This is a genomic window from Shivajiella indica, assembly GCF_042683085.1.
GTDB lineage: Bacteria > Bacteroidota > Bacteroidia > Cytophagales > Cyclobacteriaceae > Shivajiella > Shivajiella indica.
On sequence record NZ_JBHUIV010000010.1, the window covers coordinates 763765 to 778675 of the forward strand.

General features: G+C 41.0%; 12 protein-coding genes. 3 read left to right on the forward strand and 9 right to left on the reverse strand.

The genetic code is table 11. The annotated features are described in order from the left end of the window. Positions 1 to 91: 91 nt before the first annotated feature. The 6 genes from ACFSKV_RS06695 to ACFSKV_RS06720 all read right to left on the reverse strand — a co-directional run bounded on the left by ACFSKV_RS06695 (position 92) and on the right by ACFSKV_RS06720 (position 7517). A complete protein-coding gene (locus tag ACFSKV_RS06695; RefSeq protein WP_380801163.1) occupies positions 92 to 1576 on the reverse strand; it encodes an AGE family epimerase/isomerase in 1485 nt (494 codons plus the stop codon). A 278-nt stretch (positions 1577 to 1854) separates the two neighbouring features. After that, on the reverse strand, positions 1855 to 2340 hold the full coding sequence (locus ACFSKV_RS06700; protein ID WP_380801164.1) for a thioredoxin family protein: 486 nt from the start codon (positions 2338 to 2340) through the stop codon (positions 1855 to 1857). Further along, positions 2340 to 4703 (reverse strand): TonB-dependent receptor, encoded by a 2364-nt coding sequence (locus ACFSKV_RS06705; RefSeq protein ID WP_380801165.1) that lies wholly within the window; start codon positions 4701 to 4703, stop codon positions 2340 to 2342. Before ACFSKV_RS06705 ends, ACFSKV_RS06700 begins: the two co-directional genes overlap by 1 nt. A gap of 297 nt (positions 4704 to 5000) precedes the next feature. Then, a complete protein-coding gene (locus ACFSKV_RS06710) occupies positions 5001 to 5399 on the reverse strand; it encodes a hypothetical protein (RefSeq protein WP_380801166.1) in 399 nt (132 codons plus the stop codon). 185 nt (positions 5400 to 5584) lie between these two features. Then, a complete protein-coding gene (locus ACFSKV_RS06715) occupies positions 5585 to 7327 on the reverse strand; it encodes an FAD-dependent oxidoreductase (protein WP_380801167.1) in 1743 nt (580 codons plus the stop codon). A gap of 46 nt (positions 7328 to 7373) precedes the next feature. Continuing rightward, positions 7374 to 7517 (reverse strand): hypothetical protein, encoded by a 144-nt coding sequence (locus ACFSKV_RS06720; RefSeq protein ID WP_380801168.1) that lies wholly within the window; start codon positions 7515 to 7517, stop codon positions 7374 to 7376. A 136-nt stretch (positions 7518 to 7653) separates the two neighbouring features. Here ACFSKV_RS06720 and ACFSKV_RS06725 point away from each other — a divergent pair, with 136 nt between their 5' ends. After that, positions 7654 to 8406, forward strand: a complete 753-nt coding sequence (locus ACFSKV_RS06725; RefSeq protein WP_380801169.1) for a helix-turn-helix transcriptional regulator — start codon at positions 7654 to 7656, stop codon at positions 8404 to 8406. On the opposite strand, the gene ACFSKV_RS06730 is transcribed toward ACFSKV_RS06725, so the two are convergent. Next, a complete protein-coding gene (locus ACFSKV_RS06730; protein WP_380801170.1) occupies positions 8407 to 9312 on the reverse strand; it encodes a hypothetical protein in 906 nt (301 codons plus the stop codon). A 122-nt stretch (positions 9313 to 9434) separates the two neighbouring features. On the opposite strand from ACFSKV_RS06730, the gene ACFSKV_RS06735 reads away from it, so the two are divergent. Together ACFSKV_RS06735 and ACFSKV_RS06740 are read left to right on the forward strand one after the other, a co-directional pair. After that, entirely contained in the window at positions 9435 to 11729 is a 2295-nt protein-coding gene (locus ACFSKV_RS06735) for a DUF5050 domain-containing protein (RefSeq protein ID WP_380801171.1), read from the forward strand. Positions 11730 to 11767: 38 nt separating this feature from the next. Further along, on the forward strand, positions 11768 to 12931 hold the full coding sequence (locus ACFSKV_RS06740) for a serine hydrolase domain-containing protein (RefSeq protein WP_380801172.1): 1164 nt from the start codon (positions 11768 to 11770) through the stop codon (positions 12929 to 12931). Position 12932: 1 nt separating this feature from the next. Here ACFSKV_RS06740 and ACFSKV_RS06745 read toward each other — a convergent pair whose 3' ends face one another. Together ACFSKV_RS06745 and ACFSKV_RS06750 are read right to left on the reverse strand one after the other, a co-directional pair. After that, on the reverse strand, positions 12933 to 13943 hold the full coding sequence (locus tag ACFSKV_RS06745) for an alpha/beta fold hydrolase (RefSeq protein WP_380801173.1): 1011 nt from the start codon (positions 13941 to 13943) through the stop codon (positions 12933 to 12935). A 7-nt stretch (positions 13944 to 13950) separates the two neighbouring features. Further along, positions 13951 to 14790 carry an alpha/beta fold hydrolase gene (locus ACFSKV_RS06750; RefSeq protein WP_380801174.1) on the reverse strand — a complete coding sequence of 280 codons (840 nt, stop codon included), beginning with the start codon at positions 14788 to 14790 and terminating at the stop codon, positions 13951 to 13953. Positions 14791 to 14911: the final 121 nt, after the last annotated feature.

Sequence of the window (14911 nt, forward strand, 5' to 3'; positions counted from 1 at the left end):
ATATACAATGGTATAGAATTGATAATAAAATTATGAAACCCTCGAGGTTGTAAAAACCTCAAGGGTTGTGGAAATATCTTATGCCTTAATTCTAAAACCCAATCTCCACCGAAACCTTGGATGCATTAATCTGGGGAAGACTAATGCCATTTTCAGGACCCATCTGAAAGGCAAATGCTTTTCCATTGATTTTAACCTCCTTGATGGTATAATCCATGGATTCAATGGGCAAAGGATACAAGATTTCACCCTCAGGGGAATTCTTGATGCGAAAATATAAAGTCACCGGCTGTGGGTTTACCCAGGCACTGAGGTATAGGTAATTCAACATGCCATGCTCCACATTATGGTAGGATGCCTTGAACTGATTGGCTTTGACCCCCATCTTTACTTCTCCGGTTTCAGAAACTGCCAAATGGGAATCACCCTTGACCCTGTCCATAAAGTAATTCTCCCAGAAATCCGCACCTTTTAAAAAGGACTGTACATAGGGTTCCTTTTCACTAAGGGATGTCAGACACAGGTCAAACATCAATCCATAGGCCTGTATCCACCAATAGGTAAAATCACTTTGCTTTTCTGGGTTCGTATTCCCAATGCCACCATACCATATTCCTGATTTGTCATTGAATCCATAGCGGTGGCTACTGTCTGAAAGCGCTTTTGCAGAAGAAAGATACTCAGCATTGCCGTTCAACAGATAAGCTCTGACCAACATCCAGGCCAGCTCAATATTATGGCCTACATTGATTTCATTTTCGTCTGTTCTTTGAACCATATAATTCCAGTCCTGATCAAAAGATTCCAAAATCCAACCATTCTCATTGTCCAGCATATTTTCCAAGCAGGTATCCAGAATCCTTTCCATCTGATGGAGGTATTGTACATCCCGGGTGGCCAAATAAAGATAATTCAGATAGCCTGAAACCGGGGCCAACTGTGAACTGAAAGATTTGACATTATTTTGCAGGGACCAGTCGCGGTTTAGGTTGTCAAAATAGCCTCCTTTTGAGGAATCCCACACCTTCTCCTCCAAAATCGAATTGGAGCTTTGGATAAAATCATATACTTCATCATCCTTGGTGACAAAGTAATACATGGCCAGTCCGGTAATGACATAAACCTGGACAAAGGTGGATTTATTGACATCCAAAGGAAGCCCATCAGGATTCAGGGAGTTAAACCATCCCCCATATTCTCCATCCCATGAATACCGGATCAGATAATCGTAAAGCTTGTCTGCCATCACAAGGTGCTCCTCCTCTCCGCTCAGGAGATAGGCCGAGGCATAACTGAAAAGATGTCTTGCGATCATGCTTGGAAATCTTACAGAATCTGAATTAGCCTGCCAGTTTTCATCCAGGGTGGTATAAAAGGAATTATTGGCAGAATCGACAATACTGCGTGTCCAATAAGGTATAACATCTTGCAAAACCTGGTTTTTCCAATACTCAGGCGCAAGAAATTCCTGATTTTCAATTTCATTTGTTGAGGAATTCTGGCAGGAAAGGCAACAAAAAATAAGGGAAAACAATAGCATTTTCCCCAAGAACATAAAACTTCCATCTATCTTCATCGAATTCCAATTTTAAAATTCCCAATATGATTATCAGACTCAATAAAAATAAGTTTAATTATTAAAACAAGTGGTTTGTGATTAGCCGATGTCCATGAATATCAAATGGTTTTAATAGAACGCGGATGACGTAGATTTTGCTGCTTCACGCTGATTTATAAAGAATTAAAATTCTTCCAAAAATCCGCAATCATCTGCCTAATCCGGGTCATCTCCGTTCCAGTCATAAGCGAAATTCCCCTTGGGATTGGTTTATTCGGTTCATTTTGGATCCCTCTTTAATTCTGATCCAGGGCAGATTGGAGAAAGGATTGGAGTGATTTGGAATCCAAATAATTATTTGCCCTGTTTTTAAAAATAAATTGCCCATCAAACAACATCAACAAAGGCGGCGCAAAGGTATTTTCACCTCCATTAAAAAGAATAGCCAGCTCATGAAGAGGAGTTCGGGATGTTTTTAATTGTTGATTGGAAAAAATTCTCCCATCAAAAATAACTTCATCAGGATACTCTGCATTGAATTTTACGGCATAAAAATTTTGTGACAACAATTCAAGCACAGCAGGTTTTGTAAAAACCTCTGCTTCCATTTTTCTGCAATAGGTACACCAGTCGGTATGGAAATATAATAAAACAGGTTTTGGATTTACTTTCAGAGAATCTTCCAATTGCTCAAAATCTAACCAAATATCACTTTTAAGTTCCTGAGCAGGAACATACCCGCTCAGGAACATAAACAGCAATATGATGGTCATTGACTTCATCACAGGAAATTACCGATTTTCACACCCATGAAAAATGTTCTTGGTCTCAAAGGCCCATAGACAAAGTCTGCATCTCTTGTCGGTCCGGTATCAAATTCCCTCTGGAAACTGTCAAAAATATTTTGTACTCCCCCACTCAGTTCCAGACTGAATTTATTTTTCAATTGCCATTTATAGGCCAGACGTATATTCACATCATAAAAAGCCGGGGAATCGATCAATTCTATAAATGCTTCCTCATTGACCACCAATGGCACTACCATGGATCCGGTATACAGACCTGTCAGATCCACACTGAACCTATTATTGGGGCTCCAGTTTGTATTTAAGAATCCATATGAGTTGGGCGTTCTTATAAATTCTGATACTGTAACAGCAGGAAATTCTGTTGACCCATCTTCCGGTTCAAATAGGACCTCATCTTCGTCATACAAAGCTCTCTGCAAAGTTCCACCTGCTTGGAAGGACCAATATTTGGAGGGAGAAATTGAATATTCAAGGTTGACACCTGAAACGGTAGCTCCACTTCCGTTCCTTGTTTCTTCTATGAAGGCACCATTTTCCTGTTGTCCAATATTTACTCTTTGAAATTGGTTATTCAGCTTGGTATAAAAACCTTCAACCAAAAAGTTGCTCTGAATTAGCCCTGTATTTTTTCCAACATTTAGAGACAAAGTATAGGCATCTGATGTCTCCATTTCCAGATCATTGGACAAAATGATAAACCTTTGTTCACCGTCAACGGAAGAAATGTGCAGGTCCTCATCAAATGCCTGCGGGGCTCTGAAACCACGTGCATAGCCACCTCTTAATTGTGCATTTGGGGCGACATCATATAGCAAAGTGAATCTGGGGCTTAACACACCTCTATTGAAGTCCACCTGTCTGTTGATATCACCAATTTCATAAACTCCATCCACACTGACCACATCGTACCTGGTTCCTAGAAACAGTGTTAGCCGATCGATTGCTTTCCATTCAAACTGACCATAAAAACCAATATTGTTTACCCTTTGGTCAATTAATTTTTCATAACCGGAGATTTCATCTTTTACAGCATTTCCCTGGTATTCCACCCCACCGACAAAGACATTTCTTCCGCTGAAGTTATGGGTGAATTGGGAACCCAAAACACCTGCTAAATCATTGGTTAGACCATAGGCATTGGTTGCGGCCAAGCTGTCGGCTAAGGTACGTTCCCCTCCCAAACCTCCATAGTAACTTCTTCTAACCCCTGAAAGCAAACTACCATAAGTAGATACTTTGGTCCTACGGTCTTTACTGAATTGGTCATAGGTGAGACCTACATTGACTATGCTATGGTCCAATTGTTCTGCAATATCGGCCAGATGCGGAGCCTTGTCCAGTTGGTCACCTCCCCTTCTAAACTCATCAATGGCATTGACATCGAGGGTCAATTTGCTGAGCTCTGTTGGTTTGTAGAATGCCTTCGCTCCAAAGGTAAGGTTGTTCAATTGTACAATTTCTGTGAATCCATCTCCATCGGCATCAAAACCGCCCCTATCTCTTTTCATTCCATAAAAAGTCACTCCGCTGTTGAGGTCTTCGCTTACCACAGAACCGTTAAAATTCAAGGTGTTGTCTGCAACATTTCCTCTCATAGATCCAAAATTTGACCCGATTTGCCAAGTGTTCTCCACTGGCTCCTTAGTAATGATATTGACTGTACCTGCGATCGCATTTGAACCAAACAATGCTGATCCACCACTCCTAACGACCTCCACCCGCTCTATCATGTTTGCGGGAATCATTTCCAGACCATATACTCCGGTCAGTGTACTGAAAATAGGCCTGCTATTTACCAGGATCTGGGTATAAGGACCTTCCAGACCATTCATTCTCAGTTGGGTGAAGCCACAGTTTTGGCAGTTGGCCTCTACCCTAACTCCAGGTTGAAAACTTAAACCATCTACCATGGACATGGACTGTGTGGCATTCAATAATTTTGAACCAACCACAGACACTACACTTGGTGCATCTTCCCTGCTGTGTTCATATCTACTGCTGCTCACTACGACTTCGTTAAGTCCTATCCTATCTTCATTGATTTCTTTTGTAACAGCTGTTGTTTTCCCTGCATCTACTGTCACATCGATCAATGTGGTGGCAAAACCTACAGCCCGGACCTGAAGTTTGTAATTTCCCGCAGGAATCTGCTGAATTGAAAATTTGCCATCAAAATCAGATACAGCGCCTAACTGTGTATTTTGTAACAATATTGTTGCCTGTACCAAAGGTTGGCCAGATGAGGTTATATGACCTTCAATATTCCCTGTTTGTTGCCCGATAATAGGACCAATGAATAGGAAAAAGATAAATATTATAAGTATGGACTTTTTCATTAGTTTTTATTAAGAATCAATTGTACCTAATTAATTTTTCCAATTTTTAAAAGAAGAATCACACGATTAGCTGTCATTCCAGCAATGGCATAACAGATTAATTCCCACCATCAAAAAAATCTTATTTTTTCATCATGGATATCCGGCCAAATTTTTCCAATGCATGAAGAAATGATTCCATAGGAAATATTTCAGCATGCCAAAAACAGGGTACAAAGAAAGAGTTTAATTCTTTGTTTTTTTATAATGCTTTATGAAGTTTGAAAATTGCGGATTACCAATCGGATGATGGGCTATTTAAGAAAAATAAGGGGGACCTCTTACTCCATTATCTCTCAAAAAATTGTCATAAAGAGGCAAGGAATCAGGGCAGGCAATTGAAATGTTTACATGTTCTATGGATTGGATTACAAAGCTAAAAAAAGAAATCTCAGTTACAGGAGTATTAAAAATAAGTTCATAAAGTTCATATTCATCATTGGAATGTTGTTCTTTATTTTTTCTCTCCTTATCATCTAAATCCAAGTTGTAGGGGTGGGCATGAACAGCCACCAAATGTTCATCACTCCAGTGGGAGTGGATAAAAATGATATTGTTGAACAACATGAAAGTGTAAGCCAACAAAAGGATGCTGCTCCCCAGTTTTCTACAATATGTCACTATGTTTTTCAACTTATATCCGATATTTTCTAGCAAAACTGTTTAAATTCCTTTTTGTTTCCAAATTTTTCTCAATCGAAACAATTTTTTTTATAATAGCTGATGCTATACTTTAAATAAGGTTTTTGAAAAGATAAAGAATGTATAAAAAGGAACCTACTTAAGAGTCATTAAGATAACTGAGATGATCCATTTTATTTCTATTCCGAATACAAATAGGTTTAATCAAAGTAATCCACCACGCATCCCTTTGAAAGATTGGGTTCATTATCTATTCTTTTCCGCTCCCGAAGAGGCTCTGATTCAGGCAAAAGGGGTAGAAACTTTTCCTTATCCAAATCCAGACGCTGCCCATCTTCCAGTAGTTTTTCTCTCAATCTCGGGTAACTCAGCTCATGCAATCCGGTATTTGTTTCCAATGCCAAGGATGCCGCAGTGGCCGCTGACTGGCCTAATATCATAAAAACAGGTTCCATCCGGATCGAACCAAAGGCTATATGGGATGCGGACACGGCGCAGGTAACCAGCAAATTGTCGCATTCCTGACGATTGGGAAGAATACAACCAAATGGAATGACATAAGGGCCTCCTGTGGAAACTTCAATATTCCCTTCATTTTGAACACATCCCATACGGGTAATATAGCGTTGGACATTGTGTGAATCCATGGTATAAGAGCCCATACCTATGGATTGGTCTGCTACGCTTATCCTCCTGCAGTCATTCTCGGTCATCACATACTCCCCTATCATCCTTCTTGCCTCACGCACATAAATCTGCGTAGGCCAGGAATGGTTATGGGTAAATTCATCGGCTGCATACCCCCATTTTTTCACTTCTGTCCTGATTGGTTCAGGTACCCGGGGATGGTTGGCTAAGGTCCACATCAAGCCTTTTTGATAATGTTCCTGCTCGGCAAGAATGCTTTCTCTTAACCCATAATTACCCTTGGGATAGTCATAATTGATGCCGATTTTGTTGGTTGAAAAGCCCCAGCGGTTGTTGGTATCCGTTTTCCGGTTTGGCATCATATGCGGTAACCATGGAATACGGTTCTCTCCGGCTTCAAAATTGCGGAAAAGCAGTTCATATTCCAGTTCCTCATATCCCTGTGGCTTTTCAAAGGGAATGCTGTTTTCCTTCACATCTGTCAGACATAACCTATAGCAATAAGCTTGAATGCGGTGATCCCCTTCAAAATCCTTTCCGGGTTCCTCTCCATGTACACCGGGTAAAATACCGCTTTGAGGGTTACCAGGTTCTATGTAGGGATCCACAAAGCCCGGAAAAATATGGTAATGCGTTCTCACTTTTTGAATACCGTTAAGGGTTTCACCATATACGGAATTGGCCTCCCTCCCCACATGAAAAGAAACTCCCGCCATGGCCATGAGATCGCCTTCGTAGCTGGCATCGATAAACATTTTGGCATAGTAAACATTCCCCTTCTCGGTAACAATGGAGGTGATGCTCTTCCCCCTTTTGTTGACACCCTTACTTCCCAGAATCAATCGGTCATTGATAACTACCGGAATATTATTTTCTTCAAGCATTTGCTTGTAAACTGCCATAGCCGCACTCGGCTCAAAAAACCATGAAGTATCATTGGCACCCACGATTTGAGGTTCTTCATATTTCCACTTGGAATCATCTTTGTAATATTCCCTGAGTCTCTGGTAAAATCCCCTTGACATGCCTCCAATGGCATCGGCATAACCCAGATCGGTAGCGCCCAATCCACCGGTAGTGAGTCCTCCAATATGGGAGGAAGGCTCTACAAGTATACAGGATCGCCCCATTTGTGCAGCTTTGACAGCGGCAATGATACCTGCCGAAGTGGCCCCATAAATTACCAGATCATATACCTGATCAGGGGATTGGCAGCTTTTGAGATAGGCTGGCAATAAAATTCCTCCTGAAAGAATGGTTGTGGTTTTGATAAAATCTCTACGGTTAAGGTTCACGTTTTTTGTTTTAGAGGTTGTTGGAGGAATATTTAATACTGATCATTCAAAATATTGAAAAAATGGACAAAGTCAAAACTAGGTAATTCGGATACTTCTTTTCATGGACCAGGGCCAAGGTTTTCACCAGGATTTGACTTTCCTTCATCGCATCTTTTATCTTGTCATCTTTTAGGCTTCTGGTCTGCATACAAACTAATCAACCAAAGCTTCCTTGTGAAAGAATGAATTTTAGTTTTAAAGCAATTAAATTAGAAATATTACTTTTTTGTTTTAAATTGAACTGTTCTAAGAATTATCAATTACTGAATTAATACTTAATTAACATGTCATTTTTATGTTTGTCAGAAGCATTTGGTATCCAATCCGAGGCCATAAAAACAAAAATTGAACAATTACAAGCTGAATTAGAATCATTTCCGGATTCCTTTTTTGCACTTTTTTGGCTTTATACGCATGATTTTCTATATGTAAGCCCTTCCATTGAACAGGTGACAGGCCATCCCTACCCTCTTTTTGAAAAACAAGGAATGGTATTTTTTACCAGCATCATCCCTCCTGAATTGATAGAAAATATTTATCAAACCATGTATTCACAGGCAGAAAAGATTCAAAATCATACAGATGGTATTTTTGCGGACGAATTTCTTCATGTTAAAGCTGCTGTTTTTGATACTGCTAAAAAGAGGATCTCCGTAAATTACAATGCCGTTTTGCTGGATGAAAAGGCATTTGATCCAATTTCTTATTTGGTTTTATGTTCTTGGATTGATACCCGAAATAAAGCTGAAGAAGATATTCTGCTGCTTGAAAATGATATAAAGAATAAACTGATGGAGGCAAAAAATTACTATTTTAAAGCTAATCAGGCCAGGTTTCAATTTTTACAAAACAAAAACAAAATCTCTGAAAGGGAAAAAGAAGTGGCCCTATTGCTCTCCCAAGGCTACTCGACCAAAAACATCAGTGATCAACTCCACATCAGTTTCAATACTGTGGAAAGCCACCGCAAGAACCTATTGCAGAAACTAGCAGCGAAAAATACTGCAGAACTGGTATATAAACTGAATCAGGTCTGATCAATAGTTCCATTCAAAAAGGACTTCTGTTGCTTCATATCCCAAGTGTTTAAGGGAAAGTTCCTGCAGGGCGGTGTCATCCAATGATCCAACCATGGCCTTATCTGTCGCCACCAGAAAATCCCGCAGCTTCACTAGACCATCTGTTCCGAATTGTTGATGCAATTTTACTGCTTTTTGGAAGAGTTGAAACTGAAACCACTCATAGTTTTGCGGCCCCAATCCAGGCAGATATAATTCTTCAAATTTTTCCAGTGATGTATATGTAATTCGTGAAACAAGCAGCTTTGTTCCCATCTTGGCATAGGCCGCGGTAGCATCTGCCATATTCGGATGATGCTTCACCAAATAAGCTCTTTCAGCCCAGGTAGCAAAAACTTCCTGAAGCCACTTCCTCGGAGCTTGGGTCGCCTCCACGAAATGATACAAATGCCCCAATTCATGTACCGACAAATTGTTACGGTAAAACAAATCCATATTCAGTGGGTCGCCAAAGTGTCTTTTTAATTCGGCTAATTGAGCTTCTGGTAGGTATTTCAGTTGCTGCTCAGCATGAATGGCTACAACCGATTTTTCACTCCCCAGAAAAATATTGCCAGCCCATGCCTGGGGCATGCCGGGCGGAGGATAAAAAGCATATTGGCCCCACTCAGCATTGGACACAAAAAGGACGGAAACTGGAAAATCCATTTCAAATACTTGATCAAAATAGCGTTTGGCATTTTGTAGGAGCTGCAGGCTCACCTCATCTATTGATGCTTCTTGTGAAGTAAAAACTGAAATTCTGTCAAGTTCAGTCTTAAGATTTAAGCCTTGATGCTTGCTGCTATCAGGCCAGGATGATTGGGCCTGTGATTGGCAGAATAAAATGCTTGTGAGAAAAGTAAGTAGGATAAACTGTTTCATTCCTGATTAAATAGAATGACCTAAAAGTAAGACTACCAGATGCAAAGCACAATCCCTGAATTCAGGGATTGCTATTCCTAGATTAAGCAATGATATTGAACCGTTTGACAAACCTTTTCAAAATGAGAGTAATTGCTTTGCTATTTCTTTATTGCTTCAGTAATTTGAGCATAAATGCACAATCACCGGAGCGTATTTTTTATTCTTCAATGTCACCCGAAGGATGGGATATTTATCTGGCCGAACAACCGGGAGAGCCTTACAAAAAAATAACCGATCATCCAGCCTTAGATTATGATGCCATTATCGACCCAAGCGGGAAATATATTATGTTTACCTCTGAGCGGGACGGATTTCCTAAGCTATGGATCAAGAACATCAAGGGTAACACCCCCGCTCGATTGCTCATTCAAAGTGAATCCATGCAAAATCAGGTGGCCATAGCTCCCAACGGTCAATGGATGGTGTTTGTATCTACACATGAGGGAAATGCTGATATTTATAAACTACCTTTTTTGCCGGAAGTAACTCAGGATATCAACAATGCCATCAATTTGACCAATCAGCCCGAAGGGGATTTCAGGCCTGCCATTTCACCTGATGGCAATCATATCGTGTTTTCCAGCACACGAGGCCACGAGGTACAGCCCCACTCATTTTTTTCTTTTGCCGTACATCGGATTGGTAATCTCTATAAAATGAATGCCGATGGCAGTAATGTGCAACGGCTTACAGAAACGGCAGCATGGGATGGCAGTCCGGTATATTCAGATGACGGCAGAAGCATTTATTTTTATAGCGGAAGAACAAGTGATTTAAGACTTTACAAAATGAATCCCGATGGTAGCGGACAAACCCAACTCAATAAAAACGGTCCGGAAACCATTTCACCCAAATTTTATGAAGACAAATTAATTAGCAGTTCTTGGGAAGAAAATAATGGGTTGTTCAGACTGGCTGAAACAGATTTGGAAAATGGAGAAACCAAACTGATATACGAGGATTCCATCGATATGCTCAACCCTTTTGTGCATTCGTCCGGTATGTTGGTATTCCATGGTGCAGTAAAACCGATAGAACAGCCAAGCAATAAAAATGGGTTCTCAGGTGAGTTGCTCACCAAACATTCGCCACATCATCAATTAATAGACAGTATGCCTGTAGAGGTTTTTGGTGTAAGACGGGCTTTTGCAGCACCCTCACATCCCCACCAACCGACTTTAATAATAGAAAGCTACAACAATGAAAATCCGCTGGATGATATTGAGCCGGCTGCTTTTGGTGCAGCTGCTATTTTAGTCATACTGCTTATACTTGCTTTATCAGGAATAGTTTTGGCCGTAATCCACCGAAAAACGATCAAATTCTGGAGATACCTCTTGTTTACTTTGGGAGGACTTCTCGTGTTATTGACAGCGCTTGGTAGTTTCTTTTATTTTTTCTTAGTTGAAGGAATGCCTTTAAGCACTGTTCGAACTTATTTGCTGCTGGTAAGTGCAGTTTTTGTGTTCCTTTGTATCTTGACGTACCGCATTTGGCAACAGCGAAAACGATTACAGAAACCCCATTATCGCGTAAGTAAATTGATGACCTACACATTGTCCATAGCAATATTGTTTACCTTATTTGCTGCCTTTTTTAGCCACAAGTTTTTTAACCTGGTTCCAAACTTTCACGAGGTGAATTACCTAACCAACGATGTAAATACCCTACCGGTAGCGTTAGAAACCGATGTGGATTTAAACCCCACTACCAGGCAAATCATCGATATGAAATACCACCCCGATGGTTCCGGATTTCAGTTTACGATGGGAAGATTTGGTTCTAACCCCAACCAACAAGGCGATATTTATGAATATCTTTTCGATACACAGAAAACCAGCAGACTTACTGATTCTGACCAAAATGATGGATTTGGAGGATTTTCAGAAGATATGAATAGCTTTATTTTCAGAAGTGGCAGGAACGGAACGATGGATATTTATTTGAAGACCGGCAATGAACTGAAACAACTCACCCAAACCGAGGCCAAGGAAAACTTTCCGGCGATTTCATTACAAGGAGATAAAATTATTTATTGTTCTGATGATGGCCTGACCAAGCGACCAAATAGCGTTTTGACTATGGATATTTTCCTGATGCAAAAAACAGCTGAAGGATGGAGTCAACCAAAACGCATTACCAATTCTGAAACCCTGGAAGCCCACCCGCACTTTAGCCCCGATGGCGAGTGGATAATTTATACGACTGAAGAATATGGGATTATGGACGAGCAGCCTTTGGTGCAACAGTATATCTTTGCACCGCAGATGTACGGGGAAATTGTAGCACAACGCCTTTCTGACGGAAAAAAAGTCAGAATTACGCACAACAAATGGGAAGACGGAGCACCGCTTTGGGAAAATGCGATAAGATAAAACTACATTTAATATTTGAAATAATAAAAAAAGAGCCTATGAACTATAAAGTCTTATCAATTATAATAGCAACTGTTTTTTGTTGCTCCTGCCAACATAAAACAACCACTAAAGAACTGATTGAATACAATTTAGAAAGCCTATTGGACTCTATTTATCAAGCTCATCCCAATGGTGTGGGTTTTATCTTGCATGTTGAGGTACCAGAAAAAAATATCTCCTGGTCAGGTGCTGTGGGATACACTAATCGGGAAACTAAAGAACTGCTCCAGAAAGATCAACCCGGTCAAATTGGAAGTATCACAAAAACCTTCGTCTCTTGCTCCATATTACGACTGATTGAAATGGGCAAAATCGAACTTTTTCAAAGTATCAAATCCCTCGTCCCTGAGCGAACAGCTAAGTTATTGGCCGAAAATGGTTATCCGGTAGATAGCATTACCGTGGGGCATTTATTATCACATCGGAGCAGCATTCCCAGCAGCTCGACAATGAAATGGATCGAAAAAGAACAAATAGATCTAAAATACAGATGGAGTCGCGATGAGCAAATTCAGGATGTGATTACAAACGCCAAACGAGGTAAACTAGGTTCTTTCGATTACAGCGATATAAACTATAACATCCTAACTGAAATAATAGAAGAAGTTGAAGAAACCTCATTTTATCTTGCCATGCGGAAACTTTTAAAATATGAAGAACTTGGACTAAATCACACCTGGTTTTATACGTTGGAAGGCGATCCAAAAAATGCTAAAGCAAGATTTCATCAATATAAGGAATCAAGAAACTGGGTTAGCACCTACGACGAAAGTCCTAATTGGGGTTTATGGGGTGGATCAGGTATTGTATCCACCGCTGAAGATTTGGCAAAATTTTGCCAGGCATTATCTACAAATAATATTTTTGAAAATCGCGATACATTTAAGCTAATGTTTACCTCATTAGACGATGAAAACCCCGCAACCGGTATCGGTTTTGATTCAGATAATGAGCAATATGCAAGTCAATATAAAATGGGGATTACTCAAATAGATGGCATAGATTTTAGAGCATTAGGACATGATGGATATTGGGGTTCTCTAATGTACCATTTACCAGAATACGATGCCTCGTTTGCTTTTTTTGGGTTAAACGCTGATGAGCTAATAGATTTTGACAAGCTCTTCAAGGCGATAATTCGAGCAATAAAACCTCTTTAAATCATTTCATTACTTGGGACTTAAAATCTAAAATATACTTTGCCTGCCAGAGCATATATTCCCTAAAGGCTTCCTCACTTTCTAGTTTTTGAGGAAACTCCTGCTCATAACGTGTGGTTAAATTTTCCCCGAAAGCCCGCTTCATGCCTTCTTCTATCTCCTCTGAAAGGTTGCAGGCTTTGAGTTTTTTGTGAAGCCGTTCGTAGCGAACCGTATCAATCAGCAGCTCCTTCAAATATAGCTGTTCCTCATCCCGGGTTCCTTTCCAGTCTTCCTCACTCATGGTTTGCATTTCCTCCTCAAACATCGCCAGGTTGAAATTTGTCTTTTCAAACTCCGGATTGATAAAGCGCAGGGCAGGTACCCCAATCCGCAAGTTTTTGTCAGTCAAAAAATCCGGGCGGTACATAGCCCGAGAGCCCATAATTCGCTTCAGTTTTTCCTTTTCAAAATCCGGGGTAAAGACACTGATGTTTTCAAAAAACTCAATAACTTCCAGGTCTGAGCAATGCACCAAGACGATGGGGTTGTTGAAATAAATCAAGCCATGCACCCGGTCAGGGTGATGCTCAGCGATCCAGGTAAGCTCCTGACTGCCCGGAAAGCGACCATAGAAAAAGGCCTTTTCTACTCCCAGCGCATCCAAAAAAAGTAGTAAGTCCTTTCCGAGTGTCGCCACATCCATGCCCCATTTGGTTTCCGTGCTTTTGCCATAGCCTCTCCGCATGGGCGCAACTACATGAAACCCTTGGGTCAATTCCTCCAAAAAGGAAAATCCAGGTGAATTGGGATCATAATTAGGTCCTTCGTAATAATTGTGAAAATCCTGTATCTCAATGAAAAGCGGTCCCGAACCCCCATGATCGTAATATTCAATTTTGATTTCGCCTACATCAATTATTTTGGATCGGTAAGCCGGTGCGATTTCCTGAGCTTGGAGTAAAAAACTCCAAAGACCCAGAGTGATAAGCAAGGTGAGGCGTTTCTTTCGGGATGGTATAATGCTGTTCATGTTTAAATTAGTCAAGAGATTGTTTCAGAAATGCCTTGATTTCCTTCACGAAGAATGGGGCATAGACTTCTTTCCAAAGGGCATCAAAATCTGCGTCTTCCGGTATTTGAGGTTCCCAAACGGTTTTCAGGTTATCACCCAATGCCTGCTGTAAACCTGCCCTCAAGGCCGGACTGGGGTCATGCTTGATCAGATAATTTTTGATAAATTCCTGCCTGCTGGAATCTTTGCCCAGCTCCCGGAAATATTCAGCCGCCTTAGCCACCATATCGTTCCATGGCTTGAAGTCAGGGACCGAAACTTGCCTGATCGTTCGATCGAGATAAAAAACATTTCTTCCTCCGGGTAGACTTTCTTTATCCAATTCGCTCAAAAAACGCAGCGTGGGAATGGAAATGGAGCGTGATGAATCTGTCAAAAAATGGGGTCGCCAACTGTTTCTCGGCCCTCGCATCGCCACCGCCCGCTCACCCAAGTCCCAAGACATGGCCAAAATTTCTGTTTCAAAGGTTCTGATTTCAGGTTCAGGTGAATTCAGACCCACCAAGGGATTGCCGATCATCACCAGGGCTGCGATCCTCTCCGGATGATGCTCAGCGATCCAAATCATATCCTGATTACCTGGAATGCGCCCAATTAACACTGCCTTATCTAAGCCTAATGCGTCCATAAACCCGAGTAAATCCTCCGATTGGGTCGCCACATCATAGCCCCATTCGGTATGATCGGATTTTCCCCAGCCTCTGCGGGTCAGGGCCAACACTTGATGCTCAGCGACAAGCTCTTGCGCAATTCCGGCCATTTCTCCTGTATGCCATTCGGAGGCATCGTTGTGAAAGGATTGCAAGAAAATGATGGGCAGGCCAGAACCTCCAAAATCCAGGTAATGCAGTTGAATGTCGTTAGCTCGGATGAATTCTTCCTGCACTTGCTGTGCTACTAGTGAATAGGTCCAGAAGCAAAGAAGA